The organism is Streptomyces sp. NPDC058326, from assembly GCF_042879855.1.
Classification (GTDB): Bacteria; Actinomycetota; Actinomycetes; order Streptomycetales; family Streptomycetaceae; genus Streptomyces.
The window spans coordinates 144,899-170,606 of sequence record NZ_JBHVZO010000013.1 but is presented as its reverse complement, the minus strand read 5'-3'; the positions used below and the strand labels follow the sequence as shown (position 1 = coordinate 170,606).

Annotated in this window: 21 protein-coding genes and 1 tRNA gene; 11 read left to right on the top strand and 11 right to left on the bottom strand. The window is 71.5% G+C overall.

Annotated features, from left to right (window positions below):
• Window positions 1–43: 43 nt before the first annotated feature.
• From ACFVYX_RS23745 to ACFVYX_RS23730, 4 genes are all read right to left on the bottom strand, one after another.
• Window positions 44–418 (bottom strand): FKBP-type peptidyl-prolyl cis-trans isomerase, encoded by a 375-nt coding sequence (locus ACFVYX_RS23745; protein ID WP_389683447.1) that lies wholly within the window; start codon window positions 416–418, stop codon window positions 44–46.
• Between the two features lie 147 nt (window positions 419–565).
• A complete protein-coding gene (locus tag ACFVYX_RS23740; RefSeq protein WP_389683446.1) occupies window positions 566–1,708 on the bottom strand; it encodes a LacI family DNA-binding transcriptional regulator in 1,143 nt (380 codons plus the stop codon).
• Window positions 1,709–1,993: 285 nt separating this feature from the next.
• The gene (locus ACFVYX_RS23735) at window positions 1,994–3,115 is read right to left on the bottom strand and encodes an MFS transporter (protein WP_389683445.1); all 1,122 of its coding nucleotides are present in this window, start codon (window positions 3,113–3,115) and stop codon (window positions 1,994–1,996) included.
• A gap of 357 nt (window positions 3,116–3,472) precedes the next feature.
• The gene (locus ACFVYX_RS23730; RefSeq protein WP_389683444.1) at window positions 3,473–3,931 is read right to left on the bottom strand and encodes an SRPBCC family protein; all 459 of its coding nucleotides are present in this window, start codon (window positions 3,929–3,931) and stop codon (window positions 3,473–3,475) included.
• Window positions 3,932–4,260: 329 nt separating this feature from the next.
• Here ACFVYX_RS23730 and ACFVYX_RS23725 point away from each other — a divergent pair, with 329 nt between their 5' ends.
• Window positions 4,261–4,644, top strand: coding sequence for a VOC family protein (locus ACFVYX_RS23725; protein WP_389683443.1), 384 nt, complete (start codon window positions 4,261–4,263; stop codon window positions 4,642–4,644).
• On the top strand, window positions 4,641–5,516 hold the full coding sequence (locus tag ACFVYX_RS23720; RefSeq protein WP_389683442.1) for a sigma-70 family RNA polymerase sigma factor: 876 nt from the start codon (window positions 4,641–4,643) through the stop codon (window positions 5,514–5,516). The genes ACFVYX_RS23725 and ACFVYX_RS23720 overlap by 4 nt, the downstream gene beginning before the upstream one ends.
• A gap of 81 nt (window positions 5,517–5,597) precedes the next feature.
• Here the strand turns inward: ACFVYX_RS23720 and ACFVYX_RS23715 are convergent.
• A tRNA-Met gene (locus ACFVYX_RS23715) sits at window positions 5,598–5,671 on the bottom strand.
• Window positions 5,672–5,976: 305 nt separating this feature from the next.
• Complete coding sequence (locus ACFVYX_RS23710) at window positions 5,977–7,233, bottom strand: ABC transporter substrate-binding protein (protein WP_389683441.1); 1,257 nt, start codon at window positions 7,231–7,233, stop codon at window positions 5,977–5,979.
• A gap of 456 nt (window positions 7,234–7,689) precedes the next feature.
• On the opposite strand from ACFVYX_RS23710, the gene ACFVYX_RS23705 reads away from it, so the two are divergent.
• The gene (locus ACFVYX_RS23705; protein WP_389683440.1) at window positions 7,690–9,324 is read left to right on the top strand and encodes an amidohydrolase; all 1,635 of its coding nucleotides are present in this window, start codon (window positions 7,690–7,692) and stop codon (window positions 9,322–9,324) included.
• A 114-nt stretch (window positions 9,325–9,438) separates the two neighbouring features.
• On the opposite strand, the gene ACFVYX_RS23700 is transcribed toward ACFVYX_RS23705, so the two are convergent.
• Complete coding sequence (locus tag ACFVYX_RS23700; RefSeq protein ID WP_389683439.1) at window positions 9,439–10,221, bottom strand: SAM-dependent methyltransferase; 783 nt, start codon at window positions 10,219–10,221, stop codon at window positions 9,439–9,441.
• A 176-nt stretch (window positions 10,222–10,397) separates the two neighbouring features.
• On the opposite strand from ACFVYX_RS23700, the gene ACFVYX_RS23695 reads away from it, so the two are divergent.
• Window positions 10,398–11,291: an NAD(P)-dependent oxidoreductase gene (locus tag ACFVYX_RS23695; protein ID WP_389683438.1), complete on the top strand. Its 894-nt coding sequence runs from the start codon at window positions 10,398–10,400 to the stop codon at window positions 11,289–11,291.
• Window positions 11,292–11,406: 115 nt separating this feature from the next.
• On the opposite strand, the gene ACFVYX_RS23690 is transcribed toward ACFVYX_RS23695, so the two are convergent.
• Both ACFVYX_RS23690 and ACFVYX_RS23685 read right to left on the bottom strand, forming a co-directional pair.
• Window positions 11,407–12,000, bottom strand: a complete 594-nt coding sequence (locus tag ACFVYX_RS23690) for a DinB family protein (protein WP_389683437.1) — start codon at window positions 11,998–12,000, stop codon at window positions 11,407–11,409.
• A gap of 132 nt (window positions 12,001–12,132) precedes the next feature.
• Window positions 12,133–12,972, bottom strand: coding sequence for an N-formylglutamate amidohydrolase (locus tag ACFVYX_RS23685; RefSeq protein WP_389683436.1), 840 nt, complete (start codon window positions 12,970–12,972; stop codon window positions 12,133–12,135).
• A gap of 102 nt (window positions 12,973–13,074) precedes the next feature.
• On the opposite strand from ACFVYX_RS23685, the gene ACFVYX_RS23680 reads away from it, so the two are divergent.
• Window positions 13,075–13,221: a hypothetical protein gene (locus ACFVYX_RS23680; RefSeq protein WP_389683435.1), complete on the top strand. Its 147-nt coding sequence runs from the start codon at window positions 13,075–13,077 to the stop codon at window positions 13,219–13,221.
• Between the two features lie 258 nt (window positions 13,222–13,479).
• Window positions 13,480–14,709, top strand: a complete 1,230-nt coding sequence (gene fabV / locus ACFVYX_RS23675) for an enoyl-[acyl-carrier-protein] reductase FabV (protein WP_389683434.1) — start codon at window positions 13,480–13,482, stop codon at window positions 14,707–14,709.
• A gap of 156 nt (window positions 14,710–14,865) precedes the next feature.
• Here the strand turns inward: fabV and ACFVYX_RS23670 are convergent, their stop codons facing one another.
• The gene (locus ACFVYX_RS23670) at window positions 14,866–18,240 is read right to left on the bottom strand and encodes a S8 family serine peptidase (RefSeq protein ID WP_389683433.1); all 3,375 of its coding nucleotides are present in this window, start codon (window positions 18,238–18,240) and stop codon (window positions 14,866–14,868) included.
• Between the two features lie 543 nt (window positions 18,241–18,783).
• Here ACFVYX_RS23670 and ACFVYX_RS23665 point away from each other — a divergent pair.
• Window positions 18,784–20,292 (top strand): right-handed parallel beta-helix repeat-containing protein, encoded by a 1,509-nt coding sequence (locus ACFVYX_RS23665; RefSeq protein WP_389683432.1) that lies wholly within the window; start codon window positions 18,784–18,786, stop codon window positions 20,290–20,292.
• A 310-nt stretch (window positions 20,293–20,602) separates the two neighbouring features.
• On the opposite strand, the gene ACFVYX_RS23660 is transcribed toward ACFVYX_RS23665, so the two are convergent.
• Window positions 20,603–21,271, bottom strand: coding sequence for a hypothetical protein (locus tag ACFVYX_RS23660; RefSeq protein ID WP_389683431.1), 669 nt, complete (start codon window positions 21,269–21,271; stop codon window positions 20,603–20,605).
• A gap of 157 nt (window positions 21,272–21,428) precedes the next feature.
• On the opposite strand from ACFVYX_RS23660, the gene ACFVYX_RS23655 reads away from it, so the two are divergent.
• The 4 genes from ACFVYX_RS23655 (at window position 21,429) to ACFVYX_RS23640 (ending at window position 25,694) form a co-directional block, all read left to right on the top strand.
• Window positions 21,429–22,349 (top strand): hypothetical protein, encoded by a 921-nt coding sequence (locus ACFVYX_RS23655; RefSeq protein WP_389683430.1) that lies wholly within the window; start codon window positions 21,429–21,431, stop codon window positions 22,347–22,349.
• Entirely contained in the window at window positions 22,346–22,924 is a 579-nt protein-coding gene (locus tag ACFVYX_RS23650) for a hypothetical protein (protein ID WP_389683429.1), read from the top strand. Before ACFVYX_RS23655 ends, ACFVYX_RS23650 begins: the two co-directional genes overlap by 4 nt.
• 360 nt (window positions 22,925–23,284) lie before the next feature.
• The gene (locus tag ACFVYX_RS23645; RefSeq protein ID WP_389683428.1) at window positions 23,285–24,451 is read left to right on the top strand and encodes an aromatic acid exporter family protein; all 1,167 of its coding nucleotides are present in this window, start codon (window positions 23,285–23,287) and stop codon (window positions 24,449–24,451) included.
• A gap of 376 nt (window positions 24,452–24,827) precedes the next feature.
• On the top strand, window positions 24,828–25,694 hold the full coding sequence (locus ACFVYX_RS23640) for a GNAT family N-acetyltransferase (RefSeq protein WP_389683427.1): 867 nt from the start codon (window positions 24,828–24,830) through the stop codon (window positions 25,692–25,694).
• Window positions 25,695–25,708: the final 14 nt, after the last annotated feature.

The window sequence follows — 25,708 nt, the reverse complement described above, 5'->3', positions numbered from 1 at the left end:
CTCGGTCGAAAGAGCGAGTACCGGCACGACGGCCCCCTGGGCCTCAGACGGAGAGCAGGTCCACCACGAAGACCAGTGTCGAACCCGCCGGGATCAACGGTGAGGGTGACTGCTTGCCGTAGCCGAGAGACGGGGGAACGATGATCTCGCGCCGGCCACCCACCTTCATTCCCCTCACGCCCCGGTCCCAGCCCTTGATGACCCTGCCGCCGCCCAGCGCGAACTTGAAAGGCTGGCCCCGGTCCCAGGAGGCATCGAATTCCTTCCCCGACTCGAACGTGACCCCGACATAGTGGACCCTGACGACCATGCCCGGCTTCGCCTCGGCCCCGTCCCCGACGACCAGGTCTCGGATGGTCAGCTCGGTGGGAGCATCACCCTCCGGAACGTTGACTTCGGGCTTCGTCAGTTCACTCATCGCAGCCTCATCACCTTTCCGCCGGAAGCCCTCACAGGGACCAGCCGGACACATGGACACTCCATGCAGCGATGATCACGCTACCGAGAATGCCGGTCTCCAGAGCACATCGCATCGTCAGCTCAAGGCAGGACGCCAGGTCGGGGGTCAGACCTTCGGGTCCGGCCCCTTCCTGTTCTCTCCGGCGGACTCCGGCCCTGTCGGGCGCCCGGCGACGCGGTGAGGCGTGCCCGCCGGGCGTGTGGCGCTGCGCCGGACGACGAGTTCGACGGGGACGACGGAGGAGAAGGGTGCTTCGGTGGTGCCGTCGATGCGGTCGAGGAGCAGCCGCAGGGCCTGGTGGCCGATCTCGGGGAAGGCGGTTCGCACCGTGGTCAGCGGCGGGAGCATGTGCGCGGCCTCGGGGATGTCGTCGTAGCCGACGACACTGACGTCGTCGGGGATGCGGCGCCCGGCCTCGTGGAAGGCGCGCAGCACCCCGAGGGCCATCTGGTCGTTGGAGGCGAAGACGGCGGTGACGTCCGGGTCGTGGGCAAGGGTGCGGCCGAGGGCGTAGCCGGAATCGGCGCTCCAGTCGCCGAAGAGCGGATCGGGAACGGGCGCCCCCGCGTCGTCGAGCGTCTGCCGCCAGCTCTCCACGCGGCGGTCGGCGGATGTCCAGCCGACCGGGCCCGCGATGTGGTGGACCGTGCGGTGGCCGAGCCGCAGCAGGTGTTCGGTGGCCGTGCGGGCGCCGGCTCGGGAGTCCGCGGCGACCCAGGGGGTGCCGTCGCCGAGGTCGTTCTCCACGACTACCAGGGGGGTGTCGATCCCGGCCTGTGCCAGCGCCCTGCCGACGCGTTCCTGCGGGGCGATGGCGATGACGCCGTCGGCGCTCTCCGCGCTGAGCCGGTCGACGGCGCGCAGCATCGTGTCCCGGCCGGCGGTGTCGAGGGCGATGGAGCTGACGAGGTAACCGGCTTCCTGGGCAGCGGAGTTGATCGCGGTGAGGATGGAGGCGGGGCCGAAGCGGGCCGCGTCGAAGGAGATCACGCCGAGCATCCGGGTGCGGCCACTGGCCAGTGAGCGGGCACTGCGGCTGGGCCGGTAGCCGAGGGCGCGCATGGCGGACAGGACGGCCTCGCGGGTCGCGGGCCGGACCGCCGGGTGGTCATTGAGCACACGGGACACCGTCTGCTTGGACACGCCCGCCAGTCTGGCCACGTCGCCCATCACGGGCCGGGTCCCCGCGAAGCTGCGGCGGCTGCGCCCCTTGGCGGACGCCGTGCCGTCGGCGGGGCTTCGGGTCATGGCGGAGGAGTCCTTCGCGCTTTCGGCCTTGCCGGGGAGGTGCTCTGTTGTGGTGACAGCATAGGTGGTGCGGGGTGGTCGGAATGGCCGGGTGGCCGACGCGCTCCGGCACCGGGCCTACCTCGCATTGGCGTTACGCCGTGTCGATCGCCCAGGGGGACCGGCGGGGCGGACCGGCGGGCCGGGGGACCGGCGCGGCCTGGGGTCAACGGATCCGGGGGTCAATGGATCCTGGGGTCAACGGATCCGGGGGTCAACGGATCCGAGGGCCAACGGATCCGGGAGTCAGCGGGTCCTGGTGGCGCGGGTCAGCCAGAGCGTAGCGGCCAGACACAGCGCCGAGACGACGCACAGGAGCAGCGGTACCGCCCGGACGCCGGACCACTCGATGGCCCACCCGAGCGTGGGTCCGGCCACGACGCCGCCGACCATGGACGCGGCGATGACCAGGGCCCCGGCCCTGCGGGCGCGCGGGGCGGCACGGTTCAGCCAGGGCAGCCCGGTCGGGAAGATCGGCGCGATGAACAGGCCGACGCCCCCGTACGCGTACGGGGCCAGGCCCGGCACGGCGGCGAGGAGAAGGCACAGCGTCATGCCCGCGCAGGAGACGGTGATGATGGCCTGTGCCGAGAAGCGCAGCGCGAGCGGTGCCACGAGGAACCGGCCCGCCGTCATCATCAGCCAGTACACCGACGTGGCGGTCGCGGCCGCCCCGGCACCGTAGCCCACGGTCTCCAGATGGGTCGGCTCCCAGCCGCCGACACCCGCCTCGACGGCCACGTGCAGCACGTACAGGGTGACGAACATGGTGAGCACCGACGCCAGGCTGCGCCGCAGCACCGCCGTCCCTTCGGGGAACTCCTCGTCGGAGAGGGGGGCCGGCACGTGGTCACGGACGCCACGGAGGCACAGCAGCAGGGGCAGGTTGGCGGCGGCGAACGCGAGGAACACCGCCGGGTAGTGATCGGCGCCGACCGCGCCGATCACGGCCGGGCCGAGAATCGCGCCGATGCCGAAGTGCGCGTTGAGGATGTTCAGCATGGCCGCCGAGCGGCGCCCGAAGCCGACGGCGAACAACTGGTTGAGGCCGTAGTCGATGCCGCCGAAGCCGAGCCCCGCGAGCAGGGCCATCACCAGGGCCGACGGCCAGTTCGGGGCGAGCGCGAACCCGACGGCACCGACCGCCATCAACAGATAGGAGCTGCCGAGGATCTTCCGGTTGCCGATCCGGCCGTAGAGCCGGTCGAACAGGAGCACCCCGGCCACGCCGCCGACGAAGTGGGCGCTCAGGCCGAGCCCCGCCGTCGAGGGCGACAGGTCGAACTCGTCGCGCAGCGCCGGGATCGCGGGTCCGTAGAGCGCCTGCAGCGCGCCGATGAGGACGAACCCGACACACGAGGCGACCACGGCGGCCCGGTTGAAGGCGGCGCCCTCGGCGGTGACGCGGTTCCGCGCGGTGCGAGATGTGCGAGAAGTGCGAGAAGTGCGAGAGGTACGAGTGGTCGGTCGGCTCACGTCGCCTCCGGATGAAGGTGGGGGCCGAAACCGCTTGCTGCTGTCCGGCGACGTTGATTGTTACCGGTAACATTCGCGACGGTCAAGATTTCCGCAGGTGTGAGGGGGAGGTGATATGGCGTCAAGCAGCTGTGCTGCACGGGGAGTTGGCGAGCGAAGGCGCCCGCCATGGACAGGGCTACTCGGGCTCCGTACCCAGCCGCGCCCGGACGCGTTCCGCCAGTCCTTCGTCGAACGTCATGGCCGCCCTCACCCTTCCCGGAGGCCGCTCACCTGACGGTGAAGATCCTGGAGATCCTTGACCAGCGACGCGCGCACCTTGCGCCCCATCATCGGTTCCGCCAGCCGGTAGGGGCCGGAGGCATCGCCGCGCACGCGGATCCGTGCGAGCGTGCCGCCGTCCGGGAGCTGCTCGAAGGTGTAGGTCACGTGCATCGGCATCGGGCCGGCGACCGAGACCATGTCCAGCAGAATCGGGGGCTCGTACGCGGCGACCCGCAGCACGTAGTCGATCCGCTTGCCCAGGAAGTACGCCGTCCGCGTCACCTCCGCCCCGACCCCGAAACCGCCCGTGTCCGCCGGCCGCGTCAGCTCCGCCGTCCGGATGCCCTGGGTCCACTCGGCATCGTGGCGCCAGTCCATGGCATACGTCGCCACCCGCTCGCGCGGCAGCGGGAGCACCCGCTCCACCGTCACGTCGATACCCATCCGCAACCCCGTTCCCTGGTGACGGTTCCATGGACCCATCACTGGCGCGCACCGGCAACCCGACGCCGAGCGGGCCCACCGGCGCGTAGGTACGTCCCCTCGGCACCTGACGAGACCGACCACCCGGCTGGGCAGGACGACGTCGGACGAGATCCGGGACCCGCGGGGCGGAGGCCGCGGACGGGGAAGTCTGGGGGCCGCTGGTGCGGAAGTCCGGCAGGAGGTCTGGGTGACCGACCTCCCTTGTTACCTCCTCCGGTCCGCACGCGTCATAGGTGTGACGACCGCATACGAGCAGGCGTCACTCCTACGAGTGAATCGAGAACAGCTTGCTGACCGGCATCATGTACGTGACGATCTACGTCACTGACCAGGACCGTGCCCTGGAGTTCTACACCGAGGGACTCGGCCTGGAGAAGCGGCTCGACTTCCCGGGGCCCGACGGGCGTTTCCTCACCGTCGGCGTTTCCGACAGCCCGGTGCAGATCATCCTGTGGTCGCACCCGGCGGCCGCGGGACAGCCGGGCGGCGCGGGCGCGCCTGGTCCGCTCATCCTCGAATCCGAGGACCTGCGAAAGGATTTCGAGATCATGCGCCGACGAGGCGTCAGCTTCGAGGAGCCCGAACCCGTGGACTATCCCTTCGGGGTCCGCGTCGAAGCGGTGGACCCGGACGGCAACCGGATCTCGCTCCGTCAGCAGCGCAAGCCATGACTGCACACCCGTCCGACCTCGTGGCCGAGACGTTCGAAGCCCAGCGCGATCGGCTGCGCGCCGTCGCGTACCGCGTGCTGGGCTCGCACGCCGACGCCGACGATGTGGTCCAGGAGGCCTGGATGCGCCTCGCCCGCCAGGACGCGGAGACCATCGACAACCTGGCCGGCTGGCTGACCACCGTGGTCGGCCGAATCAGCTTCGACCTCCTGAGATCCCGCCGGGCCCACCCCGAAACCGCCTACGGGCACGAGTCCGCCGAGCTCGTGGTGACGCCCGTCGACGCCCCCGCGCCCGACGAGCAGGTGGCGCTGGCCGATTCGGTCGGCCTCGCCCTGCTCGTCGTGCTCGACTCGCTCACCCCGAGCGAACGCCTGGCGTTCGTCCTGCACGACATGTTCGCGGTCCCGTTCCGCGAAATCGCGCAGGTCCTGGGCAAATCAGCCGACGCCACCAAGATGATCGCCAGCCGTGCCCGCCGGAAGGTCCGAGCCACGGACCGCCCGGCGGGACCCGGCCGCGAGCACCAACAGGTCGTCGAGGCTTTCAGCGCGGCCGCTCGCCGCGGTGACTTCGAAGGGCTTCTGCGTGTCCTCGACCCGGACGTGCGGCTGACCGTCGACACCGCCGCCGGCGTGGTCGTCACCCTCGGCGCCACCAAGGTCGCCGCCGGCGCCCGCATGTTCTCCGGCGAGGTCGCCCGCCACCGCCCCGTGCTGCTCAACGGCGTCCCCGGCCACATGTCCTGGCGTCCCGACGGAACCCCTCTCTCCGTCATCGCCTTCAGCGTCACCGCGAGCCGGATCACCGGCATCCACATCGTCGTCGACCCGGCCAAACTCGCCTCGATCCACCTGCCCGCACCGGCCTGAGCCGGTGAACGGGCGGCCTGGGGCCGGCGAAGACACGCATGAGGCCCGGATCCACAGGATCCGGGCCTCATGTCACTTCAGTAGCGGGGACAGGATTTGAACCTGCGACCTCTGGGTTATGAGCCCAGCGAGCTACCGAGCTGCTCCACCCCGCGTCGGTAGACCCAACAGTACGCCATCCACGGCACCCCCAGGACCACGAGCATGTGGCTCAGGGACGGCCGGGGCCCGCGGGCGGTCCGTACGGGCCGTCATGGGTCGACTGGCCCAACGTGGACGAGGACGCCTACCGGGAGATGGCGGGCGCGCTGCGGGAGTTCGCGGACGACCTCGCCGATGACGGACAGCTCGCCAACAACCGCGTGCAGCGTCTGCTGTCGTCGGGGCACGGCGAGGCGATGGAGGCGCTCGGCGCGCACTGGGGCAAGGTCAAGGACAAGCAGGCCGGTGCCCGGTCGCGCTACCTCTCCTGTGCCATCTCCCGCGCCTGCTCGGCGATGTGTTCCAGCACGATCTCCGGGTCGGCGGACGGCGCCACGGCCTTGCCGATGTTCCGCTTGAGGGTGTCGCTGACCCGCAGCCACGACGGTTCGTTGACCGGGTAGAGGCGGGCGCCGCGCAGTGCGATCAGGAACTGTTCGGCGCTGGGGTCCGCCGCCGCGTCCTGGGACGCCTGGGTGGCGGACACCGTCGACGGCAGCAGGTGGTAGCGCCCGGCGAACTCGTTGAGGTTCTTGTCCTCATAGACGAAGTTCAGGAAGGAGCCCACCAGTTCACGGTTGCCGTCGTGCTTGAAGGCCATCATCCAGTCGGCGACACCCGCCGCCGGCGGGGTCGCCGTGTCGTCCAGGGTGTCCGACACCGGCATGCTCAACGTGTTGACCTTCATGCCCTTCTCCCGTGCCTCGTGCAGGAGGGAGGGATAGCCGTTGACCATGCCGACGTCGCCGCGCAGGAAGGCGGCGAAGGCGTCCTTCCGGTTGAGTTCGGCCGGCGGGACCGGGCCGGTCAGCGCCGGCGAGACCAGGTTGTCCTTGATCCAGCGGAACGTCTCCGTGTTCTCTTCGGACGCGAGGCTGTAGTCGCCGCGCTCGTCGGTGTACCCGCCGCCGTTGCTCAGCTCCCAGATCAGGGCTTCCGCGTGAGCCTCCTCGGGGCCGAGCGGCAGCGCGTACGGGTAGAGCACGCCCTCCTCCTTCAGCGCCGTGGCCGCCTCCTTCAGGTCCGACCAGGTCTTCGGTGGCTTCGCCCCCGCCTCCTCGAACAGCTCCTTGTTGTAGAAGAGCAGTCGGCTGCTTGCCACGAACGGAAAACCATAGAGGGTGCCATCGACCGATCCCGCCTTCGCGAGGGGCGGCAGGAAGTTCGCCTCCGTCCGGATCGACATCACCTCACTCGCGGCATAGAGACGCCCCTGCGCCGCGAAATCGGAGTACGCGCCCATCAGGGCCACGTCCGGGGCATTGTCCTCCCGGACCATGCGCGTGACCTCGCGGTCGACGTCGGCCCACGGGTGGATCGTCACGTCGACCCTCTTCCCGGGGTGAGCGGCGGCGAAGGCCGCGGTCAGCCTGTCCCAGTACGGCTTGGAGCTGGTCGCCGGGGTGTCGCCGTACTCGGGGACCACCAGGCGCAGCGTCGTCCCGCCGCTCCCGGACGAGCCGCAGGCGGTGACGAGAGAGCCCAGCAGTCCGAATGCGGCCACGGAGGCGGTCATGCCGAAGAGTCTTGGTCGCACGGATCTTTCCTCATGTTCTTTTTGGACGGTGCGCCCGGAATTCTCTCCTGGCCCGGGGCATATTTCGCCCCCCGCCGAAAGGTTGTGGCCGTATCTCCAATCGGGACGATTCCGAGTGGTGTTTTTCGATATACCGGCACGGATTCCGACGCGCGTAGAACCCTCCATGACGTCCAAGAACCCGCCGTTCAGGAGCATTGACGAAGGGACCGGAAAAGGGCGGCACGGCATCGGATTCCTGCTGGCTCCTGGGTGGCGTCCCGCTCTCCGTACCGACAGGGCGTAGGTGCGTCGCCGACCGGCTCAGGGGTCCCGAACACCCCGGTAAAGGCCTTACGTCAACGCCATTGACGTGTGAACGGCAGACGGGCTTCCATGGCGCCCTGTCCGTCGTCCCGCGCCCGTCCGGCGCGCCGCACGCAAGGGAGCCGCCCCATGCCCCACGCCGATCTGGTCTTCACCCGGGGACCCGTCCTCACCATGGACGCGGCCAGGACACGGGCGAGTTCACTCGCGGTCACCGGCGAGCGGATCACGGCCGTCGGTCATGACGAGGTGCGCGAGCTGATCGGTCCCCGGACGGAGGTCGTGGATCTGACGGGCAAGCTGCTGCTGCCGGGTTTCCAGGACGCGCACATCCACGCGGTGGGCGGCGGGAGCGAGCTCGCCGCGTGCGACCTCAGTCAGGTCGTCGACGCCGAGGCGTGTCTGGAACGGATCCGCTCCTTCGCCGAGGCGCACCCGGACCGGGAGTGGATCACCGGCGGCGGCTGGTCGATGGAGAGCTTCGCCGGCGGCCTGCCGACCCGGCATCTGCTCGACTCGGTCGTGCCGGACCGTCCCGTGCTGCTCGCGAACCGGGACCACCACGGCGCCTGGGCGAACTCGCGGGCCCTGGAACTGGCCGGGATCACCGCCGGCACTCCGGACCCGGCCGACGGCCGTATCGAGCGGGAGGCGAACGGCGCCCCCAGCGGCATGCTCCAGGAGGGTGCGACCGGGCTGGTGTCCCGCCTCGTGCCCCCGAGTACGCCGGAGGACCGGATCGCGGGCCTGCTGCGGGCACAGAAGCTGCTGCACTCGCTGGGCATCACAGGCTGGCAGGACGCGCTGCTCGGTTCGTTCAACGGCATGCCCGACCCCTCCGACGCCTACCTGGCCGCGGCGGAGGACGGTTCGCTGACCGCCCGAGTGACCGGGGCGCTGTGGTGGGACCGGGAGCGGGGCGGCGACCAGATCCCCGAACTCGTCGGGCGCCGCGACGAGTTGAGCTTCGGCCGGTTCCGGGCGGGCTCGGTCAAGATCATGCAGGACGGAATCGCGGAGAACTTCACGGCCGCGATGACCACCCCGTACCTCGACGGCTGTGGCTGCGCGACCGGCAACACCGGGCTCAGCTTCGTCGACCCCGAGGCGCTGCGCGGCCACGTCACCGAGCTCGACGCCCTCGGCTTCCAGGTGCACTTCCACGCGCTCGGCGACCGGGCCGTGCGGGAGGCGCTGGACGCGGTCGAGGCGGCCATCGCGGTCAACGGGCGGCGCGGCAACCGCCACCACCTCGCCCACCTCCAGGTCGTGCACCCCACCGACCTGCCCCGCTTCGCCGAACTGGGCGCCATCGCCAACATCCAGCCGCTGTGGGCGGCGCACGAGCCGCAGATGGACGAGCTGACGATCCCGTTCCTCGGTCCGGAGCGGGCGGCCTGGCAGTACCCGTTCGGTTCGCTGCTGCGGGCCGGGGCGACCCTGGCGGCGGGCAGCGACTGGCCCGTCTCCAGCCCGAACCCGCTGGAAGGCATCCACGTCGCGGTGAACCGGCGCGAGCCGGGGTCCGAGGACGAGCGGGTGTTCCTTCCCGATCAGCGCATCGACCTGCTGACGGCCCTGGCCGCGTACACCGCCGGTGCGGCGCACGTGAACGGCCACGACGACGCCGGCAGTCTGCGCCCCGGCCACCTGGCCGACCTGGTGGTACTCGACCGCGACATCCTCGCCGGACCGCCGGAGGGGATCGCCGAGGCCGTGGTGGAGCGCACCTATGTGGGCGGCGCGCTCGTGCACCACTCCTGAGCGCCGAGTGCCCCCTGCGCCGCCCGCGGGGAGGAGGCGCGGACCCGCGGGCCGTCTCCGACGTCACCGAGACTCACCAGCCGCGGTGCCTGATGCCCCGTCACCGCCCCGCTCCTACTTTCGGCCGACGCCCGCGAACATCGCGACGTCCGGCGTCGGCGTCTCCGGCCGCCACGCGGAGCAGGACACCACCCCGGGCTCCAGCAGCTCCAGGCCGTCGAAGTAGCGTGCGACGGCGGCGGGAGTGCGCTGCGTGAGCTTCGGGGTGCCGTGCTCGTTCCAGAACGCCACCGCCGCGTCGACGTCCGGCATGTCGGGGTGGGTGACCGTGTGGGACAGGACGAGGTGGCTGCCGGGTGCGAGCGCGTCCATGAGCCGTCGGACGACCGCGTACGACTCCTCGTCGTCCTCGATGAAGATGACGACTCCGAGCAGCATGAGCGCGATGGGCTGCGACAGGTCGAGCGTCTTCGCCGCCGCGGCCAGGACCGTGTCGACGTCCCGCAGATCGGCGTCCAGGTAGTCGGTACGGCCCTCGGGCGTCCCGACCAGCAGGGCGCGGGCGTGCGCGAGGACGAGCGGGTCGTTGTCCACGTACACGACCCGTGCGTCGGGGGTGACGCGCTGGGCGACCTCGTGGGTGTTGTCGGCGCTCGGCAGGCCCGTCCCGATGTCGAGGAACTGGCGGATGCCCTCCTGCTCGGCCAGGTGCCGCACCGCCCGCCCCAGGAACAGCCGGTCCGCCTTCGCGTACTCCCCGATCCCGGGATGCAGCTCCCGGATCTGGTCGCCCGCCGCCCGGTCGACCGGATAGTTGTCCTTGCCGCCGGTCCAGTAGTTCCATATCCGGGCGGTGTGCGGCCGGGACGTGTCGATGCGCGATTCGATGTCGGTCACGTGATCAACGTATCGCAGTGCCCCGCAACTTCCTTGCGCGGAGGGTGGTTTGCCCCCTGTCGCGCGGAGGGTTCTTGACCTCAACTCCGGTTCGGATTTTAGCGTGACGGTTCGTGCAGCACCTGTGGCGCTCCCAGGACGGGGGCGGACCACCGTGACCGGGGAGAGAGATGTTGATGAACACTGCCGCAGAACGAACCGATGCCAAGCCCGCCGTGACCGTGATCGGCCTGGGCGAGATGGGCTCCGCGCTCGCCGGGGCCTTCCTGGACGGCGGACACCCGACCACGGTGTGGAACCGTACGCCGGAGCGCGCCGACCCCCTGGTCGCGAGGGGAGCCGATCGGTCCGAGACCGTCCGCGACGCCGTCGCCGCCAGTCCCCTCGTGGTCGTCAGTGTGAAGGGCAACGCGACGGCCCGCGCGGTGCTGGAAGCGTCGGGCGACGCGCTGTCCGGCCGCTCCGTGCTCAACCTCACGGACGGGACGTCCGCGGAGGCCAGAGCCGTGGCCGAGTGGGTCAGGGGCCAGGGCGCGCGGTATCTGCACGGGCAGATCATGACGATCGCCCCGGGCATCGGGGCAGCGGAGACGGTGGTCTTCTACGGCGGATCCGACGCCGTGTTCCGCGATTTCCGTCCCGCGCTGGCGCTCCTCGGCGGCCGGGCCACGCTGGTCTCGGCCGACGCGGGCGTGCCGGCCCTGTACGGGATGGCCGTGCACGGCACCATGTGGGGCGCGCTCAACGGCTTCCTCCACGGGGCCGCACTGCTCTCCAGCGAGGGCATCGAGATGCGGCGGTTCCTGGACGACGCCGGGCCGTCCGTCGCCGCGCTCCTGGCGTCCTTCCCCGTGATCGCCGACGAGATCGACCGTGGTGAGTACGCCACGCCGTACGGAGCGCTTCAGCACCACCTGCCCTCGATCGAGGACCTGATCCGCGAGAGCGGAGACCGGAACATCGACGTCGAACTCCCCGCGTACACCCTCGGCCTCGTGAACGAGGCCGTGCAGGACGGCCACGCCGAGGACAGCTACGCGCGTCTGATCGAGCACTTCAGGAAGGAGTGAGTACGGCTGCCGTCGAGCCCCGGCGGCCCGGGGGGAAGCGGCCACGGCTGAGCCGAGGGCCGGTGCGCTCGCGACGCGCAGCACCGGCCTTCGGCGCCGGGACCCTCACCTCACCTCAGCCCTGCCTGGCCTGAGCCTCTTTGGCGGATGCCTCCAGGCGGTTCCAGTGGGCCTCGTACACGGCCTCGTCGCCGCCGGCCATGTTGCTGTTGCTCTCCCGCATGCCGACCTTGCCGTCGATCAGCTCGCGGACGATGTCGGCGTGACCCGCGTGCCGGTGCGTCTCGGCCGTCATGTGCAGCATGATCCGCTGAAGCGTCACGTCCCCGTTGTCGCCCCACCATGCGACGCGGCCCATCGCGTCGAGCGGCAGCGCCTCGATCGTCGCGTCCGCGTGGGCCCGGGCACGCTCGTAGAGGCCGAGGATGTCCTCGCGCGACTCGTCGGCGGTCGCCCACATGTCCGCGTTGGGCTCGGCGTCCTCGTCGTGCCAGGGGAGGGACTCCTCGTGCGGGCGTCCGAAGGTCGGGCCGAAGTACCCCAACTCGACGCAGGCGAGGTGCTTGACGAGGCCGAGGAGGTTGGTGCCGGTCCGCGTCAGGGGACGGCGTATGTCGTACTCGGACAGTCCGTCCAGCTTCCAGACAATGGCGTCGCGGGCCGACGTGAGGTAGCGGTGCAGGTCGTCCTTGGGGTCATTGGGCTTCATGGGGCCGAGTCTCGCATCACCCACTGACAGCGGTCGCGGATTCACCCCGGCGGACGCCGTGCCCGCGCACGTACCGGCCTCTGACGGGGCGTCTCCGCTCGGCGGGCGCCCCGCGCGACAGCCCTCCTCCCGTCAGACGGACGCCCACGCGACCAGCTCGGCCAGCGCGCCCGCCAGTGGTGCGAGGCCGGGGCCCGCGGGGCCGCCGGGCTCCTCCATGTAGAGGTCGCGCCGGATCTCGACCATCAGCGCGGTGACCTCGGGTGTCTTCCCGTAGTACCGCAGGGGCACATACGTGCCGGCGAACGGGGTGTCCATCTCCGTGCCGCCGAAGCCGCCGAACGCCCGCCGCGCCGCGTCGAGCAGAGGCGCGGGCGGGTGGAACGGGTCCGTGCCCAGGCAGACCGGCGGGCGCGGCCCGTCGCCGTGGAGCTCGTACGGCAACGCCTTCGTCGGATACGAGTGGACGTCGATGATCACCACCCGCCCGACCGTCGCCAGCCGCTCGGCGACGGCGTCCGTGACGGCCTGCGCGTAGGGCCTGAAGTAACGTTCGATCAACGGGTGTCCGTCGAATCCGTCCGGGCGCAGCTCCTCGCGGTGCGTGGTCCGGGTGTAGACCGCGCCCATGCCCGCCGCCAGCATCTCCTCCCGTTCGTCGGGGAACCGCTCCGGGTCGACGACGAGACGCGAGAGCCCGTTGACGAAACGCCAGGGAGCGAGGTGCGCGGCCTCGGCCGCCCCTGCGGCCATCTCCGCCGTGAAGGAGTCGGTGATGTGGTCCAACTCCCGCTCCAGGGCGGCGTCGTCGAGCGTGATCCCGGCACGCACGTCCGGGGGTACGGTCCGGGAGGAGTGCGGGACGTGGAGGATCACCGGGGAGTCGGGTGCCCCGGGGTGGAGGCGGAACGCGGGGGAGGGAGGGGCGGCGGGCGAAGGAGAAAGGGGAGAGGAGGGAGAGGCGTCGTTCATCCGGTTCCTCGCTGCGCGTCGCGTACGGGTGTGTTGTCCCGGACATTGTCGCGGCATCCCGGGGTAGGCGACCGGTACACGACCCGGCTCCGAGGAGGAACCATGTCCGGACTGCTCGCCCGCATCAGGCAGTTCACCAGCAGCCCGCAGGGACGGCGGACCATCGCGTCGGCCCGGCGTGCCGCCGCCGACCCGCGCAAGCGCGACCAGGCCCGCCGACTGCTCGGGCGGCTGCGCGGACGGCGGTGACGGGGGAGGCCGGAGGGCTCGTACACCCCCGTACGGCAACGGGGCAGGCCGAAGGGCTCGTGGCCGCCCCGACACCCCCGTACGGCAGTGGCGCGGCCAGGGCCGCCCCGCTGAAGCAGTGGGAACCCTCCAAGCCGGGCCGGACATCGTTGTGTCGGTCAAGATCACCATGTGCCTCCCCACGGCCGCAGACTTGTGGGACGGGGTGGCCGAGGTGGCCGCCGCTTCCTGTCCGTGCCGACACCCGGGACCCATACCGTGACTGAACGTGTCATCGCGCCCAAGAGCCGGGGCTTCCTCTTTCTCGACTCCCACCCCGGCGGCTGCCGACAGCTGGTGGACGAGATGTGGCAGGCCGTCCCCGCCCCCGTCGCCCCCGGCGAGGGTGACGGGCCGGTGGCCCTCGTCATCGGTTCGTCCGCCGGGTACGGCCTGGCCGCCACGATCGCCGGCCTCGCCCGGGTCGGCATCCGCGGCATCGGCGTGTGCTTCGAGAAGGCGCCGGCGCGGCGCACCGGCACGGCCGGCTGGTACCGCACCGCCGCCACCGCCCGGCTCGCCCGGCAGCACGGCCGGGACATGGTCTTCATCAACGGCGACGCGTTCAGCGACACGGTGAAGGAGCAGGTCGCCGCCCTCCTCGCCGAGCGGTTCGGGGGACGGCTCGACTTCCTGATCTACTCGGTGGCCGCGCCCCGGCGCACCGACCCGGACACCGGCGACGTGTACGCCTCGGTCCTCAGGCCGATCGGCTCGCCGTACACCACCAAGACCCTCGTCTTCGACGAGAACGGCGCCCCGGAGGTGAAGGAGGTCACCACCGCGCCTGCCGAGGGCGACGACATCGAGCAGACCGTGGCGGTCATGGGCGGCACCGACTGGGAACGGTGGATCACGTTCCTGGCGGACCGTTCCCTGCTCGCCGACGGCTTCACCACCGCCGCCCTGTCGTACATCGGCTCACCGCTCACCGCGGCGATCTACCGGCAGGGCACCATCGGCGTCGCGAAGTCCCATCTCGAAGCCACCGCGCGGACCTTGGACGAACGCCTCGGAAAGACCGTGGGCGGCCGGGCCGTGACCTCGGTCAACGCCGCCGCCGTCACGCAGTCGTCCACCGCCATCCCCGGCATCGCCCTGTACGTCGGGCTGCTGCGCGGCGTCCTCGGCGACGCCATGGTGGCCCCGGTCGGCCAACTGGTGCAGCTTTGGGACCAGTTGACCGGAGCCCGGCCCCTCGACCTCGACGAGGAGGGCCGGGTCCGCCTCGACACGTGGGAACTCGACCCCGCCGTGCAGGACGCCGTCGCCGAACGCTGGACGACCGCCACCAGCGAGTCCATCACCGAACTCGCGGACCTCGACTGGTTCAGCGAGGAGGTCCGCCGCCTTTACGGCTTCTCCGTCCCCGGCGTCGACTACGCCGCCGCCGTCGAAGCCGACGTCCCCTGGCCCACCCCCACCCCCACCCCCAGCGCCACCGCCTGACGCGAACGACAGTGCTGGAGGGCGTTCTCGCACGCCCTCCAGCACATTGTCGTGACGCGGGACGCGTCACCGGAGCGACGTCACCTGCCGTACCCCGCGACACGTGCCGTACCCCGCGTCACCTGCCGTATGACGCGATACCTGCCGTACCGCGCGTCACCTGCCGTACCACGCGTTGTGGATCTTCAGCGTCGACGTGTTCCCCTGCCTGTCCGTGACCTCGGCGGAGAACGAGATGCCGCTGTCCTTCGCCGGACTCTTCACGAAGACCTTGCCGTCCCGGACCTTCACGGGCTGCCAGCTCTTCCCGTCGTCGTAGCTCACGGAAACGGCGAGCGACTTCAGGTTCCGCCCCGCCGCCGGGCCCTGCACAGTCACCGGGACCAGGACGGGCATGCCCGCCGGGATGCGCGAGGCGAGGTCCACGGGGGCCGTGAAGCGGACCGTGGACACCGGAAGCGCCGTGGTCGCCGCGACCTGCTTCGAGCGGAACGTGAAGCCGGTCTCGACGCGGGTGGAGGCGGCGGCGACCTTCGCCTCGCGCTCCACGGAGGCCGTCAGCCGGTACTCGGCATCGGACGAGTCGACCGTGAAGGGCATCGTGCCGGTCAGCGGGTCGTCGTTCTCGGCGATCTTGACGCCGTCGCGGTACAGCGTCGTCGTGGCCGAGGTGTGCTTCGTCAGACCCGCGTGGCCCGCGCCGTCGGCGAGCAGCGGCAGGGAGCCGATGATCTGCTGCTCACCGGTGGCCGGGTCGGGCGCGGTGCGGAAGACACCCATGTTCTCGCCCAGGAGCGGGCCGAAGACACCCGTGTTGAAGGTCTCCCGGTACGTCCTGCCCGTCTCGTAGCGCTTCGGCCGGACCATCTCGTACCTTCCCTCGAACTCCGGGTAGCCCCACGCGTCGGGCTCGCCGTACTGTTCGATCCGGGTCAGCCACTTCACGCCGTCAGCGGTGGAGACATGGAAGGTGCGGGTGCCCGGCAGTGCCTGCGGCGCGGAGAACGCGTTGCCCTGCGGCGCCCCCGGCAGCTGGGCGTAGGGGGACGCGAGCGCGGTCTTCCCGGGCGCGGACGCGCCGAGGGCGACCTTGAGCGTGGCCAGCTCGTCCGCCTTCACGTGCCGGGTGTAGCCGGTCGCGACCCGGTCCGTCCCACCGCCGAAGGCCACCGAGTACTGGGTGGTGGCGTCCTTGATGAAGTGCGCGTCCCAGGTCTGCAGGAGCGAGCCGTCGGTGACGGCCGGACCCGTGTGGGCGGTGCGGAAGCCGGTGAATCCGTGGAGGACCCAGCCGCTGCCGACGCGGCCCAGGCCGGTGGCGACCTCGTAGTACGAGCCGCCGTAGTCCGCCCTGTCGATGCCGGGCACGGTGAGGTCCACCGGCTTCGTGGTGCGCGCGTCGGGGGTGATGGTGGTGTCGCCCGTGATCTCCAGCTTCGGCCGGGCGATCCAGTCGGTGCCCTTGGCGTAGTCCGACGGGTCCTCGTAGACGGCCGTGTCGAGGATGTACGAGCCCTTGGGCACGCGGATCGTGTGGGTGCCCGGCTCGTTGTCGACGCGGGTCTGGAATCCCCTGGCGGGGCCGTCGACGCCGGTCAGGGTGTTGGTGAAGTGCTGGGCGTCCTCGCCGTCGCGGCCGACGGTCCGCAGCGTGAGGTCGTACGACTCCGCCTCGCGGACGACGACCGCGGCGGTACGGACGGACTGGCCGGCGCCGGTGGCGGTGACGTACCCCGAGAAGGTGCCGTCGGTGTCGCCGACGCCGGTGTCGGCGACCAGGTCGACCTCGGCCCTGCCGCCGGCGGGCACGGTCACCTGGGTCGTGCCGAGCCTGAAGAGCCCGGCCGGGGCGGGCTTGCCCGCGGGGCCGAGCGTGGTCACCGACAGATCGAGGGTGACGTCGGTGGTCCCGAGGTTGCGGTAGCCGACCTTCCGGGTGAGGGGCTTGTCGTCGGTGTGGGGCCACTGCGCCACGCCGAAGGTCAGCGAGACCGGATCGGCGATCACGCTCTGGGCCAGTGCCCGGTCGACCTGGACGCGGCCCGAGCCCTGCTGGAAGGCGGTGTGGTCGCCCCCCTTGGTGGATGCGATCAGCGCGCCCTTGAGCTCGGTGGACTTCCAGTCCGGGTGCCGCTGCTTGAGGATCGCCGCCGCGCCGGCCACGTGCGGGGTGGCCATGGAGGTGCCGTCGATCTGCAGGTAGCCGGGGGCCGGGTGCGGTGTGCCGGGCTGGGTGTCGATCGCGCTGCCGGGGGCGGCCGCCGCGGTGATGGCCACGCCGGGCGCGGTGACGTCCGGCTTGACGGCACCGTCGCCGGCGCGCGGGCCGGTGCTGGAGAAGGCCGCGACCCTGTCGTCCTTGTCGACCGCGCCGACGGTCAGCGCGGCGTCCGCGCTGCCCGGCGAGCCGAGCGAGGATTCGCCGTACTCCCCGTCGTTGCCCGCGGCGACGGCGAACAGGATGCCCTTCTCGGCGGTCAGCGTGTTCACCGCCTCTTCCAGCGGGTCGACGCCGGGGCTGTCACCGCCGCCGAGGCTGAGGTTGACCACGTCCGCGCCTTCGGCGGCGGCCCACTCCATGCCCGCGAGGACGGCGGAGTCGTCCCCGAAGCCCCGGTCGTCGAGGACCTTCCCGCTGATGACCTTGGCGCCGGGTGCGACGCCCTTGTACGCACCGCCGGACCTGGCACCCGTACCGACGGCGATCGACGCGACGTGCGTGCCGTGTCCGACGCGGTCCGCGGTGTCGGGGGAGCCGGAGAAGTTCTTCTCGCCGACGACCTGGGTCCTGAGGTCGTCGTGGGTCTTGTCGACGCCCGTGTCGAGGACGGCGATCGTGACGCCCGTTCCGTCGTAGCCGGACTCCCAGGCCTTGTCGGCGCCGATCTGCCGGACGCTGCGGTCCAGGCTCGCTCGGCGGACACCGTCCAGCCACACCTTGCCGATGCCGGAGGCGGTGGCGCGCGCGCCGCTCCGCTGCCGGTCGGTCAGCGCCTCCCACACCCTGGCCACGTCGTCCTGCGAGGTGTGGATGGCCTCGGCGCCGATGGTGGGGAACGTGCGCCGCACCTGGGTGTCACCGGCCGCACGCACCTCGGCTCGCGCGGCACGGGCGCCCTCGTCGTACTGCACGATCAGCTTCAGCCCGTCGCGGTGGCTCGCGCGCAGACGCGGATCGGTGAGCTCGGTGAGGTCGAAGAGCCGCTGGTCCAGCTTGCCGGCGGCGATCAGGCTCCGCGCGTCGCTGGGCACGAGCAGCGTGTGGTCCTTGACGCGCTGTATCTGTACGGGTATCTGCTCACGGCCCTCGGCGGCCTCGAAGGCCACCACCCGGCCCTTGGCGCCGACCACCACGTGGTCGCCCGTGATGAGCCGGATCCGCTGGTCGGCGCCGGAGCGTGTGAGGTGCGGTGTGTTCGTGTGCGGTGCGATTGTCGCGTTCGCGGCGATCGATGTCGCGGGGCCGGTCATGCCCGCGACCAGGGCCACCGATGTGGCCGCTGTGACGGTGAAGGCGCGTGCTCTCTGCACGTGTGCGCGCAAGTCTCCCCCAGGAGCTCGGGACGAAGTCGAGTGGTCGGTTCCAGCCGGGCGCACGGGCGCCCGCCGCTGGTCAGCGCAGTATGTGAGGTGAGGAAGGCGTGATCAACGGCGCTACGGGGCGCGGGGGTTGCACCGGACACCTTCCGGCCATCCTGAGCCGGGCCAGTGCGATGGGGCGACGATGGGAGTGTGACGAGGGTGTGACACCGGGGCGATGCTTGTGCGACAGGGGCGCACGAGAGTGCCCCCGGACCACGGTGCGACGCAGGTCCCGCTCCTGTTCGATCCTCCCGCCCCGCACCGGCGGAGCGGGTCCTTCCCGTTGGCCGTATCCGCACCACGGAGGGAACCGCCTGCCGTCCGGGGCCGGAAGCGTGGCAGCGGCTGACCCGAACCGGCCCGCCATGGAGGAGAGTTGACCGGACGTTGCCCCTCTGAGCGAAATTCGATCAATCGACAGCAATGTGTTGACTCGATCATCGGCCGGACCTAGCTTCTGGCGACATCGGACCTTCAGAAGGGTGTTGCGTCATGGCCATTCGGGCATTCTCGGGACGGCGTGCGATGAGCGGCGGGACGGTCGCACTCGCCCTCGTGGTCGCCGCCGGCGCGACCCTCGTCGGCGCCCCCGCCGCGGCCGCGGCGACCACCACCCATGTGGACTGTTCACGACCGGACGCCGGCGACGGCAGCCAGGCCGCGCCCTTCAACAGCGTCGCCCAGGCCAACGCGAGGACGTACGCCCCCGGTGACACCCTCGCCTTCGCGTCGGGCACCACCTGCACCGGGTCCCTCGCCCCCAAGGGCAGCGGCACCGCCGCCGCCCCGATCACCCTCACCCGCTACGGCACGGGCGCCCTCCCCGTGATCAACGGGAACGGCGCCCCCGACGTGGTCTCCCTGACCAACCAGGACCACTGGCGCATCAGCGACCTCGAACTGACCAACCCCGCCGCCTCCCTCGCCCGCCGCACCGGTCTGCGGATCTCCGCCACCGACGGCACGGCGCACCGCGGCTTCGACGTCGGCGGTCTCGTCATCGACCGCGTGGCCGGCCAGACGAACAAGAACAGCCCGACCACCGAGGACTTCGTCCAGTCCGCCGGCATCGTCACCGGCGCGAGCGGCACGAACTCCACCCTCAACGACGTCCATGTCCACCACAACCAGGTCAGCAACACGGGCGGCGGCGGCCTCAAGATCCGCGTCGGTTCCATGGCGGTCAAGGGCGCGGGCGTGCTGATCGAGCACAACGTCATCAAGGACGTCGGCGGCGACGGCATCATCGCGAGCTACGCGGACGCGCCGATGATCCAGTACAACAACGCCTCCGGCGTCGGCAACGGCGTCTACCCGTTCTCCGGAGGAAACTTCGCCGGCATATGGGTGCTCGGCGACCGCAACCCGACCATCCAGAAGAACGCCGTGTACGGCATCACCCGGATGTCCGTGGCGGACAGTCAGGCGTTCGACTGCGACTGGGGCAACACCGGCACCTGCACGATCCAGTACAACTTCAGCCGCGACAACATCGGGGGCTTCTTCCTCGACTGCGACGGGTGCGGCACCATCGGCGGCGCCCGGCAGATCATCCGCTACAACATCTCCGAGAACGACTGCCGGATGAGCAGCGTCACCGCCGGCCGTTCCGCGCTGCACATGTACAACAACGTCTTCTACTGCACGGACCGGAAGTTCAGCGTCACGCTGCCCGAGGAAAGCGTCGTCGAGAACAACATCTGGGTGGGGACCGCCGACTCCCGACTGCCCACGGGGCCCGGGATCAGCTGGCTGTGGAACGTCTTCCAGGGCGTGCCGAGGCCCACCGCCAACGGCATCACGGGCGACCCGCACTTCGTGAGCCCGGGCACCGGCGGCGACACGATCCACTCCGTCGACGGCTACAAGCTGCGGTCCACGTCCCCCGCCCTGAACAACGGCTCCGTGATCACCGGCAACGGAGGGCGCGACTACTGGGCGAACCCGGTGTCCGCCACCACCAAGCCCCACCGAGGCGCCTACAACGGCCCGGGCCTGTAGGCGCGCGGGAGGCCGACAGCGCTGATCGCGTCACGCCCCCTTGACAGCCGGCCGTGTTCCTGACAGCAGCCGCTCCGTGGCACGTCCACGAACGGCACGGAACCCTCAAGGGAGCGATCAGCGCACGAGCCGGCCGGAGGGAGCGGAACGCTCCGCGCCCTGCCCGAGGCACCGCCCGTCGACTCCGCCGAACGCGTGACGAAGATCATCGGCGCGGTGGACCCCCCGCTCCCCAGGCGCCCTGACCGACCGGAGCCGCTCACGCCCCGACTGCCGCAGGGGGACCAGGTCGCGTGCCCGCCTCCCCGCCTCAGCTCTTCACGGCCTTGGCGGTCCTCGCGGCCGGCGCGCCGGGGCCGCAGGACATGCGGGCCGCTGTCAGAGCGGGATCCTCTGCCGTGACGCCCTTGCTCACCTCGGAGCATTCCAGGACGCCCGAGCCGTCGATGGTCCAGCTGATCGCCCGGCCCCGGGCCGGCTCGCCGCTCCCGCACGTGTACCGGAAGTCGCCGGTGACCTGCCGTACAAACGCGTAGTCGACGAACGTTCCGCCGCCCTGGACGCTGGTGGTGCTCGTCTCGAGACGTGGTGCCGGCCGGCGTACGTCCGCGAACGCGTAGTCCTCGGTGTCGGCCGCGTCCGTGTCCCCGATGTGGACACCCAGGGAGCGGAGTGCGGCCTCCGTGTCGACCCGTGGTCCCTTCTCGACGGTGACGGCGGTGCGCGGTGTGTGGAGCCGCGTCGGCCTGTGCGTCAGTGTGCCGCCTCCCTCCCCGAGCGTCTGCTTCGGGGCGACGGCCGTCAGCACGTCGCGCTCGTCGACGTTGAACCAGGTGTACGTGCCGTTCTCGCACGCCTCGGCGACCGCCGCGTTCTTCGCCCTGTCGGCAGGCAGTTCGCCGTCGGCCGTACAGGCGACCGCCCCCACGGCAAGCGCGGCCACGGCACACGCCGCACGGTAGGTCTGCTTCGTCATCATGTCTGTTTCCCCCGGTCCATCGGTCAATGGTGGGGCCGACGTTGCCCGGCGGAGGCCGGCCGGGCAAGGGACTTGAGCTACTTCTGAGCTCGTGGCGGAGCGGTGGAGCGGCGGCCGGCCAGGGGCGATGTCGGTCGCATCCGCTTCAATACCTGCCATGGACGAACAGGAACTCCTCGAGGCTGTCCACCGGCTGACCTGGCCCGGCACCGGTGACCTGGACTGTGGCGAGCCAGGACACCCCGAGGGACACATATGCCTGGCACCGTCTGACGAGAACGACCTCGCCGCGCTCCAGGAGGCGCTCAGCGGGCGGTACGGGCGACCGCGCAACCTCGCCATGGACGGATACGCCGACCCGACCGTGACCGCCAGGACCGGGCTCCCGCTCCTGGCCCCGTTCGGCGACCGGATCGTGGAGATGCGGGCATGGGTGTACGCGGGCCGGTTCATCGGCTGCGGCGCCGCCCGCTCCGACGACGGCGTACGGATCGTGGTGCTGGTGGCGGAGCGGGAGGACCCGGCGGCGGACCTGGCGGAGGTGACGTCCTGGGTGGACGGGGTCGTCGCCGTCACGGGATGGGACACGGCGTCCGCGCGTACGGTCGACTGGGAGGAGGTCGAGGCCCGCATCGGGACCGCGCTGCCCGGTGACTACAAGCGGCTGGCCGAGGTCTTCGGGCACGGCGCGTTCGACGGGTTTCTCCAGCTGCGCGTACCCGGCGCCGCCTTCCGGAGCGACGACATCGTCCTGAACACCGAGTGGCTGGGCGAGTGGGCCGCGTCGCACCGCAGCGGCCTCTGGGAGCCGTACGAGGTGTATCCGGCCCCCGGCGGGCTGCTGGAATGGGCGAGCTCCGAGCAGGCCGACCAGTTCTACTGGCTCACCGAGGGCGAGGACCCCGACCGGTGGCCCATCCTCGCGAAGGAGGACATCCCCGACTCGTGGCAGCGGTTCGACGGGACGACCGCCGAGTTCGTCTACCGCATGCTCACCGACCGTCAGCACCCGTTCTCCACGGCACGCTACTTCGACGCCCACTGGTTCGACAGTTACGAGAAGGAGGACGAAGGATGATCAGGGGCGTCATGGTGAGGGTCCGGGCGGCCAGGGCGGCACGCTTCTGCTCCGCTGCGGCGCTGAGCGGCGCGGTCATGCTGTCGGCGACGGGGTGCTCACCGGAACTCCGCCCGCTGGTGGCGGTGTACGCGGACGAGCGGGGCACCGCACACGCGCTGCTGAGGTCGTGCGACGGCGACGGCCGGGTGCGGGGACCGTGGCTGCGGGGCACCGCGGCCCCCGTGACGAAGGACGCCGCGACGTCGGGCGAGGAGCGGGACCCCGGCCCGGCGGCGTCCGGGGTGGAGCAGCCCTGGATCGGCTGGGAGGCCCCAGGACTGAACAGAGCCGCGGACTTCCCCCTGTTCGCCCCGCCCTCCGCCTGGGCAGCCGAGCCCCGGGGGCCACAGACCCTGCGACCGGACCACTCGTACGAGCTGACGTTCGCCGACCCTGATGACTCCTACGTCTACAACGCCTCGGTGACGTTCGACGCCGGGCGGCTCGCGGAGCTGACCGCCGGGGAGGTGCTGACCCTTCGAGGCACGATGACGAGAGAGGCGTTCGAGGAGCTCGCGGAAGAATCCTGCTGACCTCGCGGCCGGAGCGCGCCGGGCGGAGTTCCCGGTCAAGGACCTTGCGGCCGCAGCCCGCCAGGCCCGGATCCCGGCAAGGGTCTCGCGCCCGCGGCGTGCCAGGCCCGGATCCCGGTCAGGGCCTCGCGGCTGCCGCGCGCCCCTGTTCGTGAGCGGGGCGCGCCCGGCGTGGGCTCCGAACCGCTGGGCAGGCGCATGCGCGTGAGCCCCGTACGGAGGGCAGTGGGCGGAGCACGGTGTGCCGGGGCCCGACGGCGGGGGGAGGGGTGGCACGCTCGGGTGGAGCGGGACACCGTGAGCGAAGCGAGGTAGCACGTGACGCAGCGCAGCGGGCGGAGCGCCCGATACGCCGAGCTGATGACCCGCCTGAGGCGGGATCCGTTCGTCGTGCAGACGGTACGGTCGACGGCGGCGGCGACCCTCTCGTACGTCGTGGCGCTCTGGCTCAGCAGCGAGGCGGCGCCGCTGACCGCACCGCTGACCGCCCTCCTCGTCGTACAGGTCACGCTCTACTCGACCCTCACCACGAGTCTGCGCCGGGTCAACTCCGTCGTCGTCGGCGTGCTCATCGCCATCGCGTTCAGCGTCCTTGTCGGACTCTCCTGGTGGAGCCTCGCTCTGATCATCCTCGCGTCCCTCCTCGTGGGGCGGCTCGTGAAGGTCGAGGAGTTCATCCCGGAGGTCGCGATCAGCGCGATGCTGGTGCTCGGCGTCACCCAGGTCGCGCACACCGCGTGGGACCGCGTCCTGGAGACCCTGATCGGCGCCGTCGTCGGGATGCTCTTCAACCTGGTGCTCGCCCCGCCCGTCTGGGTGGACACGGCGGGGGAGTCGATCGAGGACCTGGCCCGGCGGATGCGCAGGCTGCTGCTGGACGTGGCGGAGGAGTTCGCCGGGGCTCCCCCCGTCGAGCGGGCGGCGGCCCGGCTGCACGAGGCACGACGGCTCGACAACGACGTGGCCGACGTGGACGGCGCGCTGCGCACGGCCGAGGACAGCCTGCGGTTCAACCCGCGGGTGAAGGAGGGCCTGCTGCACCGCATCGTGCTGCGCACGGGGCTCGACACGCTGGAGATCTGCGCCGTCGTCCTGCGCGTCCTCACCCGCACCCTGACCGACCTGGCGAAGGAGGGGGCGGGCGAGAACCTGCTGCCCCGTCCGACCGCGCTCGCCCTGCAGGAGACGGCCGAGCACACCGCCGACGCCTTCGTCAGCTTCGCCGTGCTCGTCACGGCCCCGGGCAGCGAGGCCGCAGAGGCGGCGGAGGAACGGCTCGCGGGCGAGCTGCGGGCCGCACGCGCCTGCCGGGGCGGGGCAGCCGACCTGCTGCTCGCCCTCGCGCTGCGGCACCCCGAGCGCTGGCAGCTCTACGGAGCCCTGCTCGCCGAGATCGATCGCGTCCTCGACGAACTGGACCCCGAGCACCGGGGCCGCCGCCTCATGGAGGAGCTCGACCGGCACACCCGCGAACGGCGGCGGCTGACGCGCCGTCCCGGACGCGACCGCGCCCGCGCGGAGAGCTGAGCGCCACGGACCGAGACCGGCTGGTACGCGACGAAGCCCGGCACGGCCCGTCGTTGAGGGCAGCGCCTCGGACGGGCGCGAGGGGCCCCTGCCCGACCGGCCGGTCGGGCAGGGGCCGGCAGCCGACGACGGGGCCTCGACGACGAAGACAGGAAGTCGATCCGGGTCGACAGGGCAGCGAAGTCGTCCGGGAACAGCTCCTCGCTCGGATCGGCCACGTACAGAGCCGCGTCGTCACCGAGCCGCCGTCCGGCAGGCGCCGGCATCCCGGAGTCGGCATCCCGGCGCCGGCGTCGATGCCGGCTCCGTACGAGCCCTCACAGTCGCCCAGGAAACCTGGTGCGGACCGGCAGTGCGATGGTGTGTGATCGGGGCCATGGCGATCGAGATGGGCAGGCCGGGAGTCGACGGGCTGAGCGGGGCCGTGAGCGCGCTGCGGGAGTGGCAGTACGAAGGGGCACCGCCGCACCTGCACCCGGGGGACCTGGGCTGGTTCTGGCGGTCGGGGGCGAAAGCGACCGCCGCGGCGGTCAGGACGTGGAGCAGGGGCGGACGGATCCTCGCCGTCGGGCTGCTGGACGGTCCCGATCTGCTGCGGCTGACGACCGCTCCGGAAGTCCGGCGGGACGAGGAGTTGGCGCGGCGGCTGCTCGAAGACGCGACAGACCCCGGCCGTGGCGTACTTCCCGCGGGCAGGGTGAACATCGAATCACCGGCGGACGCGCTGATCCAGGATCTGCTGGCCGGGGACGGATGGCAGGCCGACGAGCCGTGGACGCCGCTGCGGCGCGACCTCACGGAGCCGGTGAGCGACCCGGGCACGCGGATCGAGGCGGTCGGGGCGGAGGGGGCGCACGTGTACGCCGCCGTGCACCGGGCGGCGTTCGACGGGTCACGGTTCACGCATGAGCGCTGGCGGGCGATGGCGGCAGGATCGCCGTACGCCGACGCCCGGTGTCTCGTCGCGTACGACGACCGGGGCGACGCGGTGGCGGCGGTGACGGTGTGGTCGGCCGGTCCCGGCAGGCCCGGGCTGCTCGAACCGATGGGCGTGCACGGGGAGCACCGCCGTCACGGCTACGGCAAGGCGATCAGTCTGGCCGCCGCGGCCGCGCTGCGGGAACTGGGCTCGTCGACCGCCCTGGTCTGCACTCCGAGCTCCAATCTCGGCGCCGTCGCCACGTACATCTCGGCCGGCTTCCGGCCACGCCCCGAGGTCCGGGACCACTACCGGACGTCGTGAGGGATGCCTGCCTC

Coding starts and splice junctions, on each gene's coding strand:
- ACFVYX_RS23740 (WP_389683446.1), bottom strand. CDS start 1,708: ATGACCCGAAGCCCCGCCGACGGCACGGCGTCCGCCAAGGGGCGCAGC.
- ACFVYX_RS23745 (WP_389683447.1), bottom strand. CDS start 418: ATGAGTGAACTGACGAAGCCCGAAGTCAACGTTCCGGAGGGTGATGCT.
- ACFVYX_RS23690 (WP_389683437.1), bottom strand. CDS start 12,000: ATGAAGCCCAATGACCCCAAGGACGACCTGCACCGCTACCTCACGTCG.
- ACFVYX_RS23665 (WP_389683432.1), top strand. CDS start 18,784: ATGGCCATTCGGGCATTCTCGGGACGGCGTGCGATGAGCGGCGGGACG.
- ACFVYX_RS23640 (WP_389683427.1), top strand. CDS start 24,828: ATGGCGATCGAGATGGGCAGGCCGGGAGTCGACGGGCTGAGCGGGGCC.
- ACFVYX_RS23730 (WP_389683444.1), bottom strand. CDS start 3,931: ATGGGTATCGACGTGACGGTGGAGCGGGTGCTCCCGCTGCCGCGCGAG.
- ACFVYX_RS23695 (WP_389683438.1), top strand. CDS start 10,398: ATGAACACTGCCGCAGAACGAACCGATGCCAAGCCCGCCGTGACCGTG.
- ACFVYX_RS23660 (WP_389683431.1), bottom strand. CDS start 21,271: ATGATGACGAAGCAGACCTACCGTGCGGCGTGTGCCGTGGCCGCGCTT.
- ACFVYX_RS23645 (WP_389683428.1), top strand. CDS start 23,285: ATGACCCGCCTGAGGCGGGATCCGTTCGTCGTGCAGACGGTACGGTCG.
- ACFVYX_RS23705 (WP_389683440.1), top strand. CDS start 7,690: ATGCCCCACGCCGATCTGGTCTTCACCCGGGGACCCGTCCTCACCATG.
- ACFVYX_RS23680 (WP_389683435.1), top strand. CDS start 13,075: ATGTCCGGACTGCTCGCCCGCATCAGGCAGTTCACCAGCAGCCCGCAG.
- ACFVYX_RS23720 (WP_389683442.1), top strand. CDS start 4,641: ATGACTGCACACCCGTCCGACCTCGTGGCCGAGACGTTCGAAGCCCAG.
- ACFVYX_RS23710 (WP_389683441.1), bottom strand. CDS start 7,233: ATGACCGCCTCCGTGGCCGCATTCGGACTGCTGGGCTCTCTCGTCACC.
- ACFVYX_RS23655 (WP_389683430.1), top strand. CDS start 21,429: ATGGACGAACAGGAACTCCTCGAGGCTGTCCACCGGCTGACCTGGCCC.
- ACFVYX_RS23650 (WP_389683429.1), top strand. CDS start 22,346: ATGATCAGGGGCGTCATGGTGAGGGTCCGGGCGGCCAGGGCGGCACGC.
- ACFVYX_RS23685 (WP_389683436.1), bottom strand. CDS start 12,972: ATGAACGACGCCTCTCCCTCCTCTCCCCTTTCTCCTTCGCCCGCCGCC.